At 60.7% G+C, this 19,602-nt stretch carries 17 protein-coding genes and 2 tRNA genes; 1 reads left to right on the top strand and 18 read right to left on the bottom strand.

What is annotated here, in order from left to right:
* Positions 1 to 24: 24 nt before the first annotated feature.
* The 10 genes from nusA to rlmE form a co-directional block, all read right to left on the bottom strand.
* Positions 25 to 1,506, bottom strand: a complete 1,482-nt coding sequence (gene nusA, locus P3R38_RS03440) for a transcription termination factor NusA (RefSeq protein WP_023378628.1) — start codon at positions 1,504 to 1,506, stop codon at positions 25 to 27.
* 59 nt (positions 1,507 to 1,565) lie between these two features.
* On the bottom strand, positions 1,566 to 2,024 hold the full coding sequence (rimP, locus tag P3R38_RS03435) for a ribosome maturation factor RimP (RefSeq protein ID WP_023378627.1): 459 nt from the start codon (positions 2,022 to 2,024) through the stop codon (positions 1,566 to 1,568).
* Positions 2,025 to 2,154: 130 nt separating this feature from the next.
* Positions 2,155 to 2,231: transfer RNA gene (locus tag P3R38_RS03430), tRNA-Met, on the bottom strand.
* 98 nt (positions 2,232 to 2,329) lie between these two features.
* Positions 2,330 to 2,415: transfer RNA gene (locus P3R38_RS03425), tRNA-Leu, on the bottom strand.
* Positions 2,416 to 2,436: 21 nt separating this feature from the next.
* Complete coding sequence (gene secG / locus P3R38_RS03420; protein WP_023378626.1) at positions 2,437 to 2,829, bottom strand: preprotein translocase subunit SecG; 393 nt, start codon at positions 2,827 to 2,829, stop codon at positions 2,437 to 2,439.
* A 4-nt stretch (positions 2,830 to 2,833) separates the two neighbouring features.
* Complete coding sequence (tpiA, locus tag P3R38_RS03415; protein WP_202675874.1) at positions 2,834 to 3,589, bottom strand: triose-phosphate isomerase; 756 nt, start codon at positions 3,587 to 3,589, stop codon at positions 2,834 to 2,836.
* Positions 3,590 to 3,655: 66 nt separating this feature from the next.
* On the bottom strand, positions 3,656 to 4,996 hold the full coding sequence (glmM, locus tag P3R38_RS03410; protein WP_277686825.1) for a phosphoglucosamine mutase: 1,341 nt from the start codon (positions 4,994 to 4,996) through the stop codon (positions 3,656 to 3,658).
* 16 nt (positions 4,997 to 5,012) lie between these two features.
* A complete protein-coding gene (gene folP, locus P3R38_RS03405; RefSeq protein WP_023378623.1) occupies positions 5,013 to 5,864 on the bottom strand; it encodes a dihydropteroate synthase in 852 nt (283 codons plus the stop codon).
* 8 nt (positions 5,865 to 5,872) lie between these two features.
* A complete protein-coding gene (gene ftsH, locus P3R38_RS03400; RefSeq protein ID WP_023378622.1) occupies positions 5,873 to 7,777 on the bottom strand; it encodes an ATP-dependent zinc metalloprotease FtsH in 1,905 nt (634 codons plus the stop codon).
* A 204-nt stretch (positions 7,778 to 7,981) separates the two neighbouring features.
* Positions 7,982 to 8,608: a 23S rRNA (uridine(2552)-2'-O)-methyltransferase RlmE gene (rlmE, locus tag P3R38_RS03395; protein ID WP_023378621.1), complete on the bottom strand. Its 627-nt coding sequence runs from the start codon at positions 8,606 to 8,608 to the stop codon at positions 7,982 to 7,984.
* Between the two features lie 102 nt (positions 8,609 to 8,710).
* Here rlmE and yhbY point away from each other — a divergent pair, with 102 nt between their 5' ends.
* Positions 8,711 to 9,019, top strand: a complete 309-nt coding sequence (gene yhbY, locus P3R38_RS03390; protein WP_023378620.1) for a ribosome assembly RNA-binding protein YhbY — start codon at positions 8,711 to 8,713, stop codon at positions 9,017 to 9,019.
* Positions 9,020 to 9,091: 72 nt separating this feature from the next.
* Here the strand turns inward: yhbY and P3R38_RS03385 are convergent, their stop codons facing one another.
* The 8 genes from P3R38_RS03385 to grpE form a co-directional block, all read right to left on the bottom strand.
* Complete coding sequence (locus tag P3R38_RS03385; protein WP_277686824.1) at positions 9,092 to 9,541, bottom strand: MFS transporter; 450 nt, start codon at positions 9,539 to 9,541, stop codon at positions 9,092 to 9,094.
* Entirely contained in the window at positions 9,519 to 10,001 is a 483-nt protein-coding gene (gene greA / locus P3R38_RS03380) for a transcription elongation factor GreA (RefSeq protein WP_023378618.1), read from the bottom strand. The genes P3R38_RS03385 and greA overlap by 23 nt, the downstream gene beginning before the upstream one ends.
* Positions 9,998 to 13,219: a carbamoyl-phosphate synthase large subunit gene (gene carB, locus P3R38_RS03375; protein ID WP_277686823.1), complete on the bottom strand. Its 3,222-nt coding sequence runs from the start codon at positions 13,217 to 13,219 to the stop codon at positions 9,998 to 10,000. The genes greA and carB overlap by 4 nt, the downstream gene beginning before the upstream one ends.
* A 108-nt stretch (positions 13,220 to 13,327) precedes the next feature.
* On the bottom strand, positions 13,328 to 14,464 hold the full coding sequence (gene carA / locus P3R38_RS03370) for a glutamine-hydrolyzing carbamoyl-phosphate synthase small subunit (RefSeq protein WP_023378615.1): 1,137 nt from the start codon (positions 14,462 to 14,464) through the stop codon (positions 13,328 to 13,330).
* 333 nt (positions 14,465 to 14,797) lie between these two features.
* The gene (gene dapB / locus P3R38_RS03365) at positions 14,798 to 15,604 is read right to left on the bottom strand and encodes a 4-hydroxy-tetrahydrodipicolinate reductase (RefSeq protein WP_023378614.1); all 807 of its coding nucleotides are present in this window, start codon (positions 15,602 to 15,604) and stop codon (positions 14,798 to 14,800) included.
* 14 nt (positions 15,605 to 15,618) lie between these two features.
* Positions 15,619 to 16,746 (bottom strand): molecular chaperone DnaJ, encoded by a 1,128-nt coding sequence (gene dnaJ, locus P3R38_RS03360; protein ID WP_023378613.1) that lies wholly within the window; start codon positions 16,744 to 16,746, stop codon positions 15,619 to 15,621.
* A 195-nt stretch (positions 16,747 to 16,941) separates the two neighbouring features.
* The gene (gene dnaK, locus P3R38_RS03355) at positions 16,942 to 18,864 is read right to left on the bottom strand and encodes a molecular chaperone DnaK (RefSeq protein WP_023378612.1); all 1,923 of its coding nucleotides are present in this window, start codon (positions 18,862 to 18,864) and stop codon (positions 16,942 to 16,944) included.
* Positions 18,865 to 18,966: 102 nt separating this feature from the next.
* Complete coding sequence (gene grpE / locus P3R38_RS03350; protein WP_023378611.1) at positions 18,967 to 19,521, bottom strand: nucleotide exchange factor GrpE; 555 nt, start codon at positions 19,519 to 19,521, stop codon at positions 18,967 to 18,969.
* Positions 19,522 to 19,602: the final 81 nt, after the last annotated feature.

The raw sequence follows: 19,602 nt of genomic DNA, 5'->3' as shown, positions 1-19,602 counted from the left end.
CTTCTCTCCTCAGGCCGCGCCTAATTACTCGAACCAGTGGGCTCGGGCGGCCATGATCAACTTGCCGGCACGCTCTTCGTCGATGCCGTCGATGTCGAGCAGATCGTCGATCGACTGCTCGGCCAGGTCTTCGCGGTTAACCACGCCGCGCACCGCCAGTTCCGCCGCCAGGTCCTTGTCCATGCCCTCGAGGGAGAGCAGGTCTTCAGCCGGATGGGCGTCTGCCAGTTTTTCTTCGGTAGCGATGGCCTTGGTCAACAAACGGTCCTTGGCACGAGCGCGGAGCTCATTGACGATATCCTCGTCAAAGCCATCGATGTTGAGCATTTCTTCCAACGGTACGTAGGCAATTTCTTCAAGGCTGGTGAAGCCTTCGTCGACCAGCACTTGTGCCAGCTCCTCGTCGACTTCCAGTTCCTCAATGAAGTTGCGCAGGATGTCGCCGGTCTCAGCCTGCTGCTTGGCCTGGATGTCCTTTTCGGTCATCACGTTCAGGGTCCAACCGGTCAGCTGACTGGCCAGGCGAACGTTCTGACCGCCACGGCCAATAGCCTGGGCCAGGTTGTCTTCGGCAACTGCGATGTCCATTGCATGGGCATCTTCATCAACGATGATCGCCGCGACTTCAGCCGGCGACATGGCGTTGATGACGAACTGCGCCGGGTTCTCGTCCCACAGGACGATATCCACACGCTCACCACCCAACTCGCCGGATACGGCCTGGACACGCGAACCGCGCATGCCGATACAGGCACCTTGCGGGTCGATGCGCTTGTCCTTGGAGCGGACGGCGATCTTGGCACGCGAACCCGGATCACGGGATGCAGCCATGACTTCAATGAGGCCTTCGGCGATTTCCGGTACCTCGATGCGGAACAACTCGATCAGCATCTGTGGCGCAGTGCGCGACAGGATCAGTTGCGGACCGCGGTTCTCGGTGCGGATTTCCTTGAGCAGCGCACGCAGGCGCACGCCGACACGGAAGGTCTCACGGGGAATGATGTCTTCGCGAGCCAACAGGGCCTCGGCGTTGTTACCCAGGTCGACGATGACGTTGTCGCGGGTAACCTTCTTGACGGTACCGGAGATGATCTCGCCAACGCGCTCGCGGTAGGCGTCGACCACTTGGGCACGCTCGGCCTCGCGCACTTTCTGCACGATGACCTGCTTGGCGGTCTGGGCGGCGATACGACCGAACTCGATGGACTCGATCTTCTCTTCGATCACGTCACCGATCTTGGCATCCGGATGCGTGTCCTGGATCTTGCTCAGCCAGGTTTCGATAGCCGGATCGTCCAGGTCGTTCTCGTCGACCACGGTCCAGCGGCGGAAGGTCTCGTAGCTACCGGTGTGGCGGTTGATTTCCACACGCAGGTCGACTTCGTCCTCAAAACGTTTTTTGGTTGCAGTGGCCAGGGCCACTTCCAGCGCCTCGAAAATGACGCCGGGCGGTACACCTTTCTCGTTGGATACCGATTCAACAACCAGCAGTACTTCTTTGCTCATCGTACGCCTCGCCTTGCGCAAGCCATTGGGTCCGGACAGTCCGCCGGGCCCGGCACGTCTCAGTCAAAACTGGGAATAATATTGGCCTTGTCGATCGAGTCGATCGGCAACAGGAACTCGTGATTGTCCACCTGGACCACCACATCCTGCTCCTCCACACCGCGGAGAAGGCCCTGGAAGTTACGACGACCCTCGAAGGGCGTACGCAGCTTGATCTTCACTTGTTCGCCGGCATGCGAAGCAAACTGTTCCAGAGTGAACAGCGGGCGATCCATGCCTGGAGAGGACACCTCGAGGGTATATTCACTGCTGATCGGATCTTCAACATCCAGGATGGCACTGGCCTGACGGCTGACCGCTTCGCAGTCGTCCACCAGGATTCCGCCTTCCTTGTCGATGTAGATACGCAGGACCGAATGTTTGCCCTGGGAGATGTATTCGATCCCCCAGCATTGGTAGCCCAGACCCTCGACCACCGGGGCCAACAAGGCCTGCAACTGTTCTAGCTTGCTCGACACCTGAACCCCCTCGTGCATGCTGTGCAAATAAAAAATGGGCGAAGCGCCCATCCCTGAAAGCGCCGTTGGACAACGACGCCGATAACTGTTCGGCTAGCAAAAAGCCCCTGAAAAGGGGCTCCGCTGAAGCTGGTTGCGGGGGCTGGATTTGAACCAACGACCTTCGGGTTATGAGCCCGACGAGCTACCAAGCTGCTCCACCCCGCGACAAAGCTGGGGCGAAAGTATAAGACTGAACCCGCTACAGGGTCAATCTAACCTCCACCTGCAAGAAAGCCCGCTAAAGCGGGCTCTCAAGCTTTAATTGGTACCGAGAAGGGGACTCGAACCCCTACACCCTATGGGCACAACCACCTCAAGGTTGCGTGTCTACCAATTCCACCACCTCGGCAATATTACTACTTGAAACCCGTTACTTCTGCTCTTGAGCCGGAGGAGGTACGTCACCAGCGTTGGTGGTTTCGCTCTTCTGCTCCTGGAGCACCGGTACATCATCATTAACTGCCGGCTTCTGCTCTTTCACTTCCAGTACCGCTGGATCTGGGAGACCCGCCTGGCTCAGCTGGTGAGCTTGTTGCTTGGCGAAGTATCCTAACCCAAGTGCTGTCAAAAAGAAAGTGGCAGCGAGTATAGCAGTCAATTTACTCAGGAAGGTAGCAGAACCTTGGCTTCCGAACACAGTATTAGAGGCACCTGCGCCGAAAGATGCACCTGCTTCCGCACCTTTACCCTGTTGCAACAGAACCAGCACTACGAGTGACAGCGCTGCCAACAGATGAAAAACAACGATAACTGTTTCCAGCATTTGTTCAGTTTCCTGCGGCGCGACAAATTGCACCGAATTCGTCTGCGTTCAGGGACGCTCCACCAATGAGCCCCCCATCGATATCCGGCATGCCGAACAGCTCAGCCGCATTGGCCGCCTTCACGCTGCCGCCGTAGAGAAGCTGCACGTTCGCGGCAACTTCGGCGTCTTCCGCCGCCAACTGCGCGCGAATGGCTGCATGCACATCCTGCGCTTGTTGCGGCGAAGCCGTCAAACCTGTGCCAATGGCCCACACGGGCTCATAAGCAATTACTGCATTGGCAAAAGCCTTAACACCGAATGCATCGATGATACTGCTTAGTTGACGCCCGACAACTTCAAGCGTCTTGCCCGCCTCGCGCTCTTCGAGAGTTTCCCCTACGCAAAGCACCGGCATTAAACCACTAAGTTGAGCAGCTGCAAACTTATCTTTCAGCACTTCCTCAGTTTCACCAATAATTTGGCGGCGTTCGGAATGGCCAATCAGAACCAACTTGCAACCTGCTTCAACCAACTGACTGGGTGCAATTTCACCCGTCAGCGCACCCTCTTCGGGTTTTACCGCAGAATTCTGTGCACCTACGATGATCCCCCTGCCTTGCAGCCCATCAATGACTTGATTGATGAACAGCGCCGGCGGAAACACCGCGACTTCCACACCGTCTGGCAAGGACATATTGCCCAAGCCCTGGATCAGCTCAGCGACGCTGGCGCGGGTACCGTGCATCTTCCAGTTACCAGCTACCATGGGGCGACGCATGCTTTACCTCGTCGGTCAAAGTGGGCGCAGATCTTACCCAACCAGATCTGCGCTGGCAAGCCTATTTCAGGCACAAACTTCGCTGACCAGCTTGGCCAAGGCTTCGGCGTGGCTGCGCACTTGGTTTTCGTCGTCGCCTTCGACCATGACCCGCACCAGCGGCTCGGTACCCGACTTGCGCAAAAGTACCCGTCCGCGCCCAGCCATCGCCTCGGTGACCTTGGCACTGGCCTCCTTCACCGCAGGATGCTCCAGCGGGTCGACCTTGCTTGCGCCAAAGCGCACGTTGATCAGCACCTGTGGGCATTTGCGAACGGCCTGGCGGGCCTGCGCCAGGGTCTCGCCACGGCGCTTGAGCGACAACAGCACCTGCAGCGCGGCAATGATCGCATCGCCAGTGGTGGTGTGGTTGCAGCAAACCACGTGCCCGGAGTTTTCCCCGCCAACCAGCCACTCGCGCTCGAGCAACTCCGCCATGACATAGCGGTCGCCGACCTTGGCCCGCACGAACGGAATATCCAGGTCCTTGAGCGCCAGCTCCAGGCCGAGGTTGCTCATCAGGGTACCCACTACGCCACCCTGCAGCTTGTCGCGCTCGTGCAGGTCGCGCGCGATGATGAACAGCAATTCGTCTCCGTCGACGATGGCGCCGGTGTGGTCGACCATCAGCACACGGTCCCCATCGCCATCGAATGCGATGCCTAGGTCGGCGTGGCCGACCAGTACGGCAGCCTGCAGCGACTCGATGTGCGTGGATCCGCAATTCTCGTTGATGTTGAGGCCGTCCGGCTGGGCATGCAGCACGGTCACCTGAGCGCCCAACTCACGGAACACGCTGGGCGCAACCTTGTAGGTAGCGCCATGGGCGCAGTCGACCACCAGCTTGAGGCCTTCGAAACTGGTGCTGCTCGGCACGCTGCTCTTGCAGAACTCGATGTAGCGACCGGCGGCGTCGTTGATACGGGACACCTTGCCCAGCTTGCTCGACTCGACCACTGTCATCGGCTGGTCCAGCAACTCCTCGATCATCAGCTCGACTTCGTCCGGCAGCTTGGTGCCCTGGCCCGAGAAGAACTTGATGCCATTGTCGTCATGCGGGTTGTGCGAGGCGCTGATGACGATCCCCGCTTCGGCATGGAAGGTCCGGGTGAGGTAGGCGATGGCCGGCGTCGGCATCGGCCCGAGCAGCATGACATCGGCACCGGCGGCAGAAAGACCGGCTTCGAGCGCCGATTCGAACATGTACCCGGAGATACGGGTGTCCTTGCCTACCAGCACTCGGCAATTGCCCTGCTTGCGGAACGCCATGCCCGCAGCCCAACCCAGTTTCAGCATGAAATCCGGTGTGATCGGGTATTCGCCGACGCGGCCACGAATGCCGTCGGTACCAAAGTATTTTCTGCTCATAGGGACTCCAATGTTCTTATTCGGCGTTCTGTACCGCAGCGATCATGCGCACGACATCAACGGTCTCGGCCACGTCATGGACGCGCAGGATGCTAGCACCCTTGGTCATCGCCAATGCCGCCAGCGCAAGACTGCCGTACAACCGCTCGCCCACCGGGCGATCCAGGGTCAAGCCGATCATGCTTTTGCGCGAAACGCCCACCAAAAGCGGGCGCCCCAAGCGGTAGAGCGCTTCCATGTGTTTGAACAGGCTCAGGTTATGCGCCAGGGTCTTGGCGAAACCGAAGCCAGGATCAAGAATGATTCGGTCAGCGTCGATACCGGCCGCTGCGCAGGCCGCCATCCGCTGTTCAAGATAGCGCGTAACGTCGGCGGTCACATCGTCGTAATGTGGATCATCCTGCATATTGCCCGGCTCGCCACGCATGTGCATGAGGCAGACCGGCAGGCCGGTATCGGCAGCGGCATCCAGTGCACCGTCGCGCTCCAGCGCGCGCACGTCGTTGATCAGACCGGCCCCCAGGCGCGCCGACTCGCGGATCACGGCCGGGGTGGACGTATCCACGGAAATCACCACATCCAGGCGACTGTTGATCGCCTCGACCATCGGCGCCACGCGCTCGAGCTCTTCAGTAACCGATACTGCCCGCGCGCCAGGCCGGGTCGACTCGCCACCGATGTCGATCAGCGTGGCGCCTGCAGCGACCATCGCCTCGGCATGCCGAAGCGCTTCGTCGCGCTGATTGAAGCGCCCGCCGTCGGAGAAGGAGTCGGGGGTGACATTGAGAATACCCATGACATGGGTACGGGACAAATCAAGAACCCGGTTGCCGCAAGGCAACCGGGTCGGGTACTGCTGTGAGCTCATAAGTGCCCTTAGTGTTGTGCCGCTGGGCCGCCAATCGGCGACTCTGGGCGATCACCCTGGGTTGCAGAGGTGCCCGAAGCCGAGTCGTCGTCCCAGTCACGCGGTTCGCGGGGTGGACGGCCGGCCATGATATCGTCGATCTGCTCGGCGTCGATGGTCTCGTACTTCATCAGCGCCTCGGCCATGGCATCGAGCTTGTCGCGGTTGTCGGTCAGCAGTTGCTTGGCCGTGGCATAGCACTGGTCGATGATGCTGCGCACTTCCGAGTCGATCAGCTTGGCGGTTTCACCGGAGACACTGGCGTGCTGGCTGGCAGCGCTGCGGCCGAGGAACACCTCGCCCTCCTCTTCGGCGTACATCAGCGGGCCGAGCTTCTCGGACAGGCCCCACTTGGTCACCATGTTCCGGGCGATCTGGCTGGCACGCATGATGTCGTTGGAGGCACCCGTGGTGACACCGTCGAAGCCCAGGGTCATTTCCTCGGCGATACGGCCACCGTACAGCGAGCAGATCTGGCTGATCAACGCGCGCTTGGACAGGCTGTAGCGGTCCTCTTCCGGCAGGAACATGGTCACACCCAGGGCGCGGCCACGAGGAATGATCGACACCTTGTAGACCGGGTCATGCTCAGGCACCAGACGACCGACGATGGCATGACCCGCCTCGTGGTAGGCAGTGTTCTGTTTTTCCTTCTCGGACATGACCATGGTCTTGCGCTCGGCGCCCATCATGATCTTGTCCTTGGCCAGTTCGAACTCTTTCATTTCGACCAGGCGCTTGTTGGAGCGTGCGGCGAACAGCGAAGCCTCGTTGACCAGGTTGGCCAGGTCGGCACCGGAGAAGCCAGGGGTACCACGGGCGATGACCGCCGGATTGACGTTCTCGCCGACCGGCACCTTGCGCATGTGCACCTTGAGAATCTGTTCACGGCCGCGGATATCCGGCAGGCCGACCACGACCTGACGGTCGAAACGGCCGGGACGCAGCAGCGCAGGGTCCAGTACGTCCGGACGGTTGGTGGCGGCAATGACGATGATGCCATCGTTCATTTCGAAGCCATCCATCTCGACCAGCAACTGGTTGAGGGTTTGTTCGCGCTCGTCGTGACCACCGCCCATGCCCGCGCCACGGTGGCGACCCACGGCGTCGATCTCGTCGATGAAGATGATGCAAGGCGCGTGCTTCTTGGCCTGCTCGAACATGTCACGGACGCGGCTGGCACCGACACCCACGAACATTTCCACGAAGTCGGAACCGGAAATGGTGAAGAACGGCACTTTCGCTTCACCGGCAATGGCCTTGGCCAGCAAGGTCTTACCGGTACCGGGCGGGCCTACCATCAGTACGCCACGCGGAATACGGCCACCCAGGCGCTGGAACTTGCCCGGATCGCGCAGGAACTCGACCAGCTCGCCAACCTCTTCCTTGGCTTCGTCGCAACCTGCGACGTCGGCCAGGGTGGTCTTGACCTGGTCTTCGGACAACAGGCGCGCCTTGCTCTTGCCGAAGCTCATCGGCCCGCCCTTGCCCCCCGCGCCGCCTTGCATCTGGCGCATGAAGAACATGAAGACGGCGATGATCACCAGGATCGGGAAGCTGGCTACCAGCAGCTGCGTCCAGATGCTCTGTTGCTCAGGCTGCTTGCCTTCGATGATGACGTGATTGTCGACCAGGTCGCCGATCAGGCCATTGTCGGTAATGGCCGGACGCACGGTCTTGAAGTTGTCGCCGTCGGAACGCTTGCCGGTAATGATGTAGCCATCGACGGTCACACGCTCGACTTTCCCGTCTTTTACCTGCTGGATGAAGTCGGAGTAGTTGAGGGTCTGCGGCTCGTTAGGGCTCGAGAAGTTGTTCATCACCGTCACCAGGACCGCCGCGATGATCAACCAGAGGATCAGATTCTTTGCCATGTCGTTCAATTCGCTACCCTCTGAGGCCGGCGCACGACGCAGCCGTGCCTCGCATGATATTCGTCGCCCTAACTTACTACATTACCTACGCATCCGCAGGCACCGTCTGTAACCCTTTGTGAAACCTAGACTACACGAAGTTCGGACGATCCTGAGGGGGCGGGCGATTGGAAATAACTATCGACCACCCCCCAACCCGCCTTTTCACACCCCTTTGAAGCCCCTGGCCAGCAGGTATTGCTCACGCGAGCGATCCCGCGAGGACGACGGCTTGCGCATCTGTACCTTGTCGAACTTGCTGCGCACGTCCTTGAGGTACACGTCAAAACCTTCGCCCTGGAAAATCTTGATCAGGAAATCGCCGCCCGGCTTGAGGACGCGGGTGGCCAGATCGAGGGCCAGCTCACACAGGAACATGGCGCGCGGCATGTCCACCGCAGGCGTACCACTCATATTGGGGGCCATGTCGGAAATCACAAGGTCCACGTGCGAATCGCCGACTGCCTGCAGAATGCTGGCGAGGACTTCATCCTGGGTGAAATCGCCCTGAATGAAGGTAACGTCGGGGATCGCGTCCATTTCCAGGATGTCGGATGCGATCAAGCGACCCTGCCCACCAATCAGACGACTGGTCACCTGCGACCAGCCTCCCGGGGCGGCGCCCAGGTCGATCACGCTCATGCCAGGACGGATCAGTCGGTCCTTTTCCTGGATCTCAAGCAGCTTGTAGCTCGCGCGCGAGCGGTAGCCATCCTTTTGCGCCTGCTTGACGAAAGGATCGTTGAAATGCTCTCTCAGCCAGTTATGGCTGCTTTTGGAACGTTGCGCCACGGGGCACCTCGATGATATGCGTCGTGTTTGACTGGGCGGAGCCACGGGCCCTCGGGTAAAATGCCCGTCAATTTTACAGAATCAGACGAAAAGGGTCAGATTATGCCGCTCAATAACGAGCAGAAGAAACAGTACAAATCCATTGGTCATGACCTGAAGCCGGTCTTGATCGTGGCTGGCAACGGCTTGAACGAAGGCGTCATCGCCGAACTGGAACGTGCACTCACCGACCACGAACTGATCAAGGTCGAGATTCGCTCCGAAGATCGTGAAGAACGTGCCGCCGCCATCGCCGAGCTGTGCAAGGCTGGCCGCGCGGAGCTGGTGCAGACCATCGGCAAGAAAGCGCTGATCTACCGCAAGAACCCGCAGCCGAACAAGCAGCTGTCCAACATCCACCGTTACAAGTAACGGAAAGGCCCCCGCAGGTATTCACCCTGTGGGGGCCGGCTTGCCAGCGTCGAGGCCTCGGCGCCTTCCCTGTCAGTGGCGCGGTGAACGCGTCTTGACCGGGACAGGCTGGGCTACCAGCACGATGCCGGAGAAGCCCAGCACCAGAAAACAGAACATCTGCCAGCGCTCGGCTACCGAGATGCCATAGCGCAGGGTGTAGTACCCCACGCAAGCACCGAAGCCGAGCAACAGCATCTGGCCGCGAAACTGCCGCCACCAGGCCGCCAGGCCCTCCACCCTCGCCAGCACCGCCAGCTGGGTCAACAGCCCAAGCAACGCCACGCCGATCAACCAGCGGTCAATCTGCCCAGCGATATCCTGCACCAGCAATGGCGCCAGACCACTGACCTTGAGCGCAGGCACCAAACCCACATGGAACACCCAGAGGCCGCCAACCCAGAAGACCTGGGCCAGCTGCCAGAGGATTCCCTCGAGGGAGGGCGCCCGAAGGCGCCGGTCAGATGTGCTTGACTTCGACAATCTCGTACTCGACCGTACCGTTTGGCGTCTTGACGACAACGGTGTCACCTTCTTCCTTGCCGATGATGGCACGGGCGATCGGCGCACTGTTCGACAGCTTGCCTTTCTTCACGTCGGCTTCGTCCTCGCCCACGATCTGGTAGGTCACCTGATCGCCGGTCTCGGTGTTCTCCAGGTCCACGGTGGTACCGAAGATCACCTTGCCGGTGTGCGCGATGGTGGTGACATCGATCACCACCGAGTTCTGCAGACGGCCTTCGATGTCACGGATACGCGCCTCGACCATGCCCTGCTCTTCGCGGGCAGCATGGTACTCGGCGTTTTCCTTGAGGTCGCCCAGCTCACGCGCTTCACCGATCGCCTGGCTCAGGCGCGGGCGCTCGGTCTTGCTCAGGAAGGTCAGTTCCTCTTCCAGGGCGCGAGCGCCCTGGACGGTCATCGGGTACTTGGTAATGCTCATGCTTTAAGTCCTGCATGCAGATCCTGCAAGCGGCGAACGGTCTTCTCAGGGCCGAATTTCAGCGCTTCGCAGATGGCTTCACCTGCCGCAATGGTGGTCGTGCAGTAGATCTTGTGCTGCAGCGCATTGCGACGAATCGAGTAGGAATCGGCGATCGACTGGCGGCCTTCGGTGGTGTTGATGATCAGCGACACTTCGTCGTTCTTGATCATGTCGACCACATGCGGGCGACCTTCGGTCACTTTGTTCACACGGCGCACTTTCAGGCCAGCCGCCTCGATCACCTTGGCGGTACCGGCAGTTGCAACCACTTCAAAGCCCAGGGCGATCAGGTCGCGGGCAACGCCAGCCACTTGTGGCTTGTCGTCGTCACGCACGCTGATGAACGCAGTACCGCCGTTCGGCAGCACTTCGCTGGCGCCCATCTGGGCCTTGGCGAAGGCTTCACCGAAGCTGTCGCCGACACCCATCACTTCACCGGTAGATTTCATCTCAGGGCCGAGGATCGGGTCAACACCTGGGAACTTGGCGAACGGGAAGACGGCTTCCTTGACGCTGTAGAAGTTCGGGATGATTTCCTGGGTGAAGCCCAGCTCTTTGAGCGTTTTACCCGCCATGACGCGCGCCGCGATCATCGCCAGGGAAGTACCGATGCACTTGGAAACGAACGGAACGGTACGCGACGCACGCGGGTTGACTTCGATCACGTAGATCTTGTCGCCCTGCAGAGCCAGCTGCACGTTCATCAGGCCGACGACACCCAGTTCCAGGGCCATCTTGCGCACCTGGTCACGGACTTCGTCCTGGACTTCCTTGCTCAACGAGTAAGGTGGCAGCGAGCACGCCGAGTCACCGGAGTGAACACCGGCCTGTTCGATGTGCTGCATGATCGCGCCGATCACCACGTCGGTGCCGTCGCACACCGCATCCACGTCCATTTCGATGGCGCAGTTGAGGAAGTGGTCGAGCAGCACCGGGCTGTCGTTGGAGACCTGGACCGCTTCACGCAGGTAGCGCTTGAGCTCGTCCAGTTCGTAGACGATCTCCATGGCGCGACCGCCCAGTACGTACGACGGACGCACGACCAGCGGGTAGCCGATGTCGCCAGCGGCACGGATGGCTTCGTCTTCGCTGCGCACGGTGGCGTTTGGCGGCTGGCGCAGGTTCAGGCGCTGAACCATCTGCTGGAAACGCTCACGGTCTTCGGCGCGGTCGATCGCGTCCGGGCTGGTACCGATGATCGGCACGCCAGCTTCTTCAAGGGCGCGAGCCAGCTTCAGCGGGGTCTGGCCACCGTAGTGGACGATGACGCCCTTGGGTTTCTCGACGCGGCAGACTTCCAGCACGTCCTCCAGGGTCAGCGGCTCGAAGTACAGACGGTCCGAGGTGTCGTAGTCGGTGGAAACGGTTTCCGGGTTGCAGTTGACCATGATGGTCTCGTAACCGTCATCACGCAGCGCCAGGGCAGCGTGTACGCAGCAGTAGTCGAACTCGATACCTTGACCGATACGGTTCGGGCCGCCACCCAGGATCATGATCTTGTCGCGGGTCGACGGATTGGCCTCGCACTCTTCCTCGTAGGTCGAGTACAGGTAGGCGGTATCGGTGGCGAACTCGGCGGCGCAGGTGTCGACGCGCTTGTAGACCGGGAACACTTCCAGCTTGTGGCGGTGACGACGCAGGTTCTTGTCGGTGATGCCGAGCAGCTTGGCCAGACGCTGGTCAGAGAAGCCCTTGCGCTTGAGGCGCAGCATGTAGTCCTTGTCGATGGCCGACAGGGCCAGGGTCTTGACCTTCTCTTCTTCCTTGATGAGATCTTCCATCTGCACCAGGAACCACATGTCGATGCCGGTCAGCTTGAAGATTTCTTCGCACGTCATGCCAGCACGCATGGCGTCGGCCACGTACCAGATACGCTCGGCGCCCGGTACGGTCAGCTCGCGCTTGAGGATGCTGTTGGCATCCGGGCTGGCCAGGTCGACTTTCGGGTCCAGACCGCAGGCACCGACTTCCAGGCCGCGCAGGGCTTTCTGCAGGGATTCCTGGAAGGTACGGCCGATGGCCATGACTTCACCGACCGACTTCATCTGGGTGGTCAGGCGGGCGTCGGCTTTCGGGAATTTCTCGAAGGCGAAGCGCGGCAGCTTGGTGACGACGTAGTCGATCGACGGCTCGAAGGAAGCCGGAGTGCGGCCGCCGGTGATGTCGTTCTGCAGTTCGTCGAGGGTGTAACCCACGGCCAGCTTGGCGGCGATCTTGGCGATCGGGAAGCCGGTAGCCTTCGAGGCCAGGGCCGAGGAGCGCGATACACGCGGGTTCATCTCGATCACGACCATGCGGCCGGTGTTCGGGCAGATACCGAACTGAACGTTGGAACCGCCGGTTTCGACGCCGATTTCACGCAGTACCGCCAGCGAGGCGTTACGCATGATCTGGTATTCCTTGTCGGTCAGCGTTTGCGCCGGAGCGACAGTGATGGAGTCACCGGTGTGCACACCCATCGGGTCGAAGTTTTCGATGGAGCAGACGATGATGCAGTTGTCCTTCTTGTCACGGACCACCTCCATCTCGTATTCCTTCCAGCCGATCAGCGATTCGTCGATCAGCAGCTCCTTGGTCGGCGACAGGTCCAGACCACGGGCGCAGATTTCTTCGAACTCTTCACGGTTGTAGGCGATACCGCCACCGGTGCCACCCATGGTGAACGACGGACGGATGATGCACGGGAAGCCCAGGCGCTCGAGAACGGCGTTGGCCTCTTCCATGCTGTGGGCGATACCGGAACGCGGGCACTCCAGGCCAATGGCTTTCATCGCCTTGTCGAAGCGCGAACGGTCTTCGGCCTTGTCGATGGTGTCGGCGTTGGCACCGATCATCTCTACGCCGAATTTCTCCAGAACGCCGTGGCGCTCCAGGTCCAGGGCGCAGTTCAGTGCGGTCTGACCGCCCATGGTCGGCAGCAGGGCATCCGGACGCTCTTTCTCGATGATCTTGGCCACCGATTGCCACTTGATCGGCTCGATGTAGGTGGCATCGGCCATGGCCGGGTCGGTCATGATGGTGGCTGGGTTGGAGTTCACCAGGATGACGCGGAAACCTTCCTCGCGCAGGGCCTTGCAGGCCTGGGCGCCGGAATAGTCGAATTCGCAGGCCTGGCCGATCACGATCGGGCCAGCGCCGAGAATCAGGATGCTTTTAATGTCTGTACGTTTTGGCATTGGGTTGTCACTCAAATCCGCGGGTCAGTCGGCAAGCCGTCTTGAACAATCTGGGTCAGGCGCTTCCGGGCGCGGCACGAGCCGGCCCGGGGCCTTGAAGCAGGATGCTCAGCGGCGCTTGGCCATGGCATCGATGAAACGATCGAACAGTGGCGCGACGTCGGTCGGGCCTGGGCTCGCTTCAGGGTGGCCCTGGAAGCTGAACGCGCTCTTGTCGGTGCGCTCGATACCCTGCAGGGTGCCGTCGAACAGCGACTTGTGGATGGCGCGGACATTGCCCGGCAGGGTGGCTTCGTCGACGGCGAAACCGTGGTTCTGGCTGGTGATCATCACCACGCCGGTGTCCAGGTCCTGGACCGGGTGGTTGGCACCGTGGTGGCCATGACCCATCTTGACGGTCTTGGCGCCGGAGGCCAGGGCCAGCAGCTGGTGGCCGAGGCAGATACCGAAGACCGGGATCTCGGTTTCCAGGATTTCCTTGATCGCCTGGATCGCGTAGTCGCAAGGCTCGGGGTCACCAGGGCCGTTGGACAGGAACACGCCATCTGGATTCATTGCCAGGACTTCGCTCGCCGGGGTCTGGGCAGGCACCACGGTCACGCGGCAGCCGCGGGCGACCAGCATGCGCAGGATGTTCAGCTTGACGCCGTAGTCGAAGGCCACCACGTGGTAAGGCAGGTCGGCAGCGTCAATGGTCGGGTGGCTGTCGGTTTTCAGCTCCCACACGCTGGAACGCCACTCGTAGCGCTCTTTGGTGGAAACGACCTTGGCCAGGTCCATGCCCTTGAGGCCCGGGAAGGCGCGGGCAGCGGCGATGGCGGCTTCTTCGCTTATGTTGTCACCGGCCAGGATGCAACCGTTCTGGGCGCCCTTCTCACGCAGGATGCGGGTCAGGCGACGGGTGTCGATACCGGCGATGGCGACGACGTTGTTGGCCTTCAGGTACTCAGGCAGCGACTGGGTGTTACGCCAGTTGCTGGCCAGCAGCGGCAGGTCACGGATGACCAGGCCAGCGGACCAGACGCGGTTCGACTCGGCATCTTCCGGGGTGGTGCCGGTATTACCGATGTGCGGGTAGGTCAGGGTAACGATTTGCTGCGCGTAGGAAGGATCAGTAAGGATTTCCTGGTAGCCGGTCATAGCAGTGTTGAACACCACCTCACCAACGGTCTGACCGTCGGCTCCGATGGCTTCACCGCGGAAAATACTGCCATCGGCAAGGGCGAGTATGGCTGGCTTTGTCAAGAAGACCTCCCGTTAATCAAGCATGAAAGGGCGATCGCAGGTTGCAAAAAAGCGGAGTGACGTATGGACACGTCACCCCGCTTTCATGTGCTGAATTCAATTCGCTGCGCGCTTTTAGTGGACACACTAAAGCTGTAGCTTACAGAAAAGTGCGTTTTAGGTCTACCGCATATGTGTCTCTAAAACACATGATTGCGACAGACTGACATCCCTGAAAACCCCTTCGCGGGTAAACCCGCTCCTACAGACACCGCGCCAAACCTCGGAGCAACGCCATTCCATGCGGGAGCGGGAGCAGGCTTACCGCGATGAAGCCACCGCCGCTCGACCTGCTTAACGCAGCTCGAGCACATCCTGCATGTCGTACAGGCCCGGCTCACGCCCATCCAGCCACAGCGCCGCACGCACGGCACCCTTGGCAAAGGTCATGCGGCTGGACGCCTTGTGGGTGATCTCCACGCGCTCGCCTTCGGCGGCGAACAGCACGGTGTGGTCACCGACTACGTCACCGGCACGCACAGTAGCGAAACCGATGGTCTGACGATCGCGCGCGCCAGTCTGGCCTTCGCGACCGTAAACGGCCACTTCCTGCAGATCGCGCCCCAACGCCTGGGCAACCACCTCCCCCATGCGCAGGGCGGTACCCGAAGGTGCATCGACTTTGTGTCGGTGGTGCGCCTCGATGATCTCGATATCCACATCGTCGCCCAATACCCGCGCTGCGGTATCCAGCAGCTTGAGGCACAGGTTGACGCCAACGCTGAAGTTGGCGGCGAAGACGATCGGAATCTCCTTGCCCGCCTCGACCAGTTGCTGCTTTTCTTCCGGGGTAAAACCAGTGGTACCGATGACCATGGCCTTGCCTGCCTTGCGGCAGAACGCCAGGTTCTTCAGGGTGACCGAGGGATGGGTGAAGTCGATCAGCACATCGAACTCGTCGGCGACCTTGGCCAGGTCATCGGAAATCGGCACGCCAATACGGCCCAGGGCCGCCAACTCACCCGCATCCGCCCCCACCAGGGAACTATCGGGGCGATCGATCGCCGCCGTCAGGCCTGCCTGAGGCGCCTGTTGCTGCACGGCCTCGACGAGGGTCTTGCCCATCCGCCCCGCCGCGCCCATCACTGCAATACGTCGCATACGTCTGTTCCTTGTCAGAGATCGCCGAAGAAGCGCTTCACACCCTCGAACCAGCCACTGGCCTTGGGCGAATGAGAGCTGTCGCCATCGAGCGAATCGCGCAGTTCTTCAAGCAGCTCGCGCTGACGGCGGCTGAGGTTGACCGGCGTTTCCACCGCGACACGGCACAGCAGGTCGCCCGCCGCACCCCCACGCACCGGCGCCACGCCCTTGCCACGCAGGCGGAACTGCTTGCCGGTCTGGGTGCCTTCGGGGATCTTCAACTTGACCCGACCATCGAGGGTCGGCACTTCCAGCTCGCCGCCCAGGGCCGCATCGGTGTAGCTGATCGGCACTTCGCAGTACAGATGCTTGCCATCACGCTGGAAGATCGCGTGCTCACGCACATTGATGACCACGTACAGGTCGCCGGTCGGGCCACCATGGGTACCGGCCTCGCCCTCACCGGACAGGCGGATGCGGTCGCCGGTATCGACGCCCGCCGGCACCTTGACCGAAAGGGTCTTGTATTCCTCGACACGGCCTTCGCCATGGCAAGAGGTGCAAGGGTCGGTGATGATCTTGCCTTGCCCATGGCAACGGGGGCAGGTTTGCTGCACGGCGAAGAAGCCCTGCTGCATGCGTACCTGGCCAGCACCGCCGCAGGTCGGGCAGGTGGATGGGGTCGACCCCTTCTTCGCACCCGAACCGTCGCAGGGTTTGCAGTTGACCAGCGTAGGCACCCGGATATTGACCGTGGTACCGCGCACAGCCTCTTCCAGATTCAGCTCCAGGGTGTATCGCAGGTCGCTGCCGCGCTGCGCGCCGCCACGAGCACCACCGCGTCCGCCGCCGAAGAAATCACTGAAGACATCACCGAAGATGTCAGAGAAGTTGGCACCACCGAAACCAGCGCCGCCACCGCCACCCATGCCAGCGTCGAAAGCGGCATGGCCATACTGGTCGTAGGATGCACGCTTGTTCGCGTCGGACAGCACTTCATAGGCCTCGCTGACCTCCTTGAATTGCTCTTCCGACGCCTTGTCATCCGGGTTGCGGTCGGGGTGGTACTTCATCGCCAGGCGGCGATAAGCCTTCTTGAGGTCACCTTCGCTGGCGCCACGCTCGACACCCAGGACCTCATAATAATCACGCTTTGCCATAGGTCATTTGCACTCTTGAGGGCGTTCGGCATGCTCCATGCCGTCAGCACCTGCCGCTACACGCCCAAAGCGCCCTGACAGATGCTGTAAAAATTCTCGTATTCCAGACACACCAACGCGGGAGCAAGCCCCCGCGCGGCGACATCCTACCAGTTCATCGTCAAATGACGCTCACTGGCCGACAACATGCAGGGATTACTGCTTGTTGTTGTCTTTCACTTCTTCGAACTCGGCGTCAACCACGTCATCGTGCTTGGCTTCCGGCTCAGCCTGCTGGGCACCGCCCTGCGGCTGCTGAGCCTGTTCGGCGTACATCTTCTGAGCCACTGGCGCGGAGACTTTCGACAGCTCCTCGACCTTGGCATCGATGGCAGCCTTGTCGTCGCCTTTGACGGCGGCTTCCAGGGCAACGACCGCAGCTTCGATGGCGGTTTTTTCTTCGGCGGTAACCTTGTCACCGGCGTCAGCGACCATCTTGCGAGTCGAGTGAACCAGCGCGTCACCCTGGTTACGGGCAGCGGCCAGCTCTTCGAACTTGCGGTCTTCCTCGGCGTTGGCCTCGGCGTCACGCACCATGCGCTCGATTTCTTCGTCCGACAGACCGGAGTTGGCCTTGATCACGATCGACTGCGACTTGCCGGTGGCCTTGTCTTTGGCGCTGACGTGCAGGATGCCGTTGGCGTCGATGTCGAAGGTCACTTCGATCTGCGGCACACCGCGTGGGGCCGGCGGAATGTCGGCCAGGTCGAACTTGCCCAGCGACTTGTTCTGAGCGGCCTGCTTACGCTCACCCTGCAGAACGTGGATGGTCACAGCGCCCTGGTTGTCATCGGCAGTCGAGAACACCTGCGACTTCTTGGTCGGGATGGTGGTGTTCTTCTCGATCAGCGGAGTCATCACGCCGCCCATGGTTTCGATACCCAGGGTCAGCGGGCTGACGTCCAGCAGCAGTACGTCCTTCACGTCACCGGCCAGTACCGCGCCTTGAATGGCTGCGCCCATGGCAACGGCTTCGTCCGGGTTGACGTCCTTACGTGCTTCTTTACCGAAGAAGTCGGCAACGGCTTTCTGCACCATCGGCATACGGGTCTGGCCACCGACCAGGATCACGTCGTCGATCTTGCTTGCGTCGATACCCGCGTCTTTCAGCGCGATGCGGCAAGGCTCGATGGTACGGTTGACCAGGTCTTCGACCAGCGATTCCAGCTTGGCGCGGGAAATCTTCACGTTCAGGTGCTTAGGACCGGTAGCGTCCGCAGTGATGTACGGCAGGTTGACGTCGGTCGACTGAGACGAGGACAGCTCGATCTTGGCCTTTTCAGCCGCTTCTTTCAGACGTTGCAGGGCCAGCGGATCGTTCTTCAGATCCATGCCCGACTCTTTCTTGAATTCGTCGACGAGGTAGTCGATCAGGCGCATGTCGAAGTCTTCACCACCCAGGAAGGTGTCACCGTTGGTGGCCAGTACTTCGAACTGGTGCTCGCCGTCGACTTCAGCGATCTCGATCACGGAAACGTCGAAGGTACCACCACCGAGGTCATAGACGATCACAGTGTGGTCGCCCTTCGCTTTGTCCATGCCGTAGGCCAGGGCAGCAGCGGTCGGTTCGTTGATGATGCGTTTTACGTCCAGACCCGCGATGCGGCCGGCGTCCTTGGTGGCCTGACGCTGGCTGTCGTTGAAGTAGGCCGGAACGGTGATGACCGCTTCGGTGACCGGCTCGCCGAGGTAGTCTTCGGCGGTCTTCTTCATTTTCTTCAGGACTTCGGCGCTGATTTGCGGCGGAGCCATTTCCTTGCCGCCGGCCTCGACCCAAGCGTCACCATTGTTGGCTTTGACGATCTTGTACGGCACCAGCTTGATGTCTTTCTGCACGACGTCTTCTTCGAAGCGACGGCCAATCAGACGCTTCACGGCGAACAGGGTGTTGTGCGGGTTGGTGACGGCCTGGCGCTTGGCCGACTGGCCAACCAGGATTTCGCCATCGTTGGCGTAAGCCACGATCGAAGGGGTAGTACGCGCGCCCTCGGCGTTCTCGATGACTTTGACGTTACCGTTTTCCAGAATGGAGACGCACGAGTTGGTGGTCCCCAGGTCGATACCGATGATTTTACCCATGTTGAATCTCCCGAAACTTGAATTTGGTAGCAGCGACTTCATTCAGCCAACTGCGGTAATACTTGAAGGCTTGACACCTAGATGGGGATGCCCTGACGGATTTCAAGCCTTTTCATCGATAGAAGGTTGTGGCGCTGCTGGCGCCTTGCTGACCACCACCATGGCGGGGCGCAGCAGGCGGCCATTGAGCAGGTAGCCCTTCTGGAACACGTTCAGCACGCTGTTGGGCTCGACAGTGGCGCTTTCCTGCATGGCCATCGCCTGATGGTGCTCGGCATTGAACGGCTGGCCGTGCGGGTCGATGGCTTCGAGGTTGTAGCGCTTGAGGGTGTCCTGGAACATCTTCAGGGTCAGCTCGACGCCTTCGCGAATCTGCTTGACGTGCTCGTCTTCGGCACTGGAGTGCGTCAGGGCGAGTTCCAGGCTGTCGATGACCGGCAGCAGGTCGCCGGCGAATTTCTCAAGGGCGAACTTGTGCGCCTTCTCGACGTCCTGCTCGGCACGACGGCGAATGTTCTGCAGTTCGGCGGCGGTGCGCAGGGACTGATCCTTGGCGGCGGCCAGCTGCTCCTCTAGCTCCTGGACGCGGGCATCGACGGACGTCGCACCAGCCTCTTCGGTATTAAGGGTGTTTTCATCCAGCTGTTCGTCAGCCATGGGTGTTCTCCTCCGCAAATTTCTGGTCTGCGAGCCTGGCTCGCCTTGTTTGTCGGCTATATGGGGCCGGAAAAACAGGCT

The sequence above is a fragment of the Pseudomonas sp. NyZ480 genome, assembly GCF_029537255.1.
Taxonomy (GTDB): domain Bacteria; phylum Pseudomonadota; class Gammaproteobacteria; order Pseudomonadales; family Pseudomonadaceae; genus Aquipseudomonas; species Aquipseudomonas taiwanensis.
This window is presented reverse-complemented; position numbering and strand designations above follow the sequence as displayed.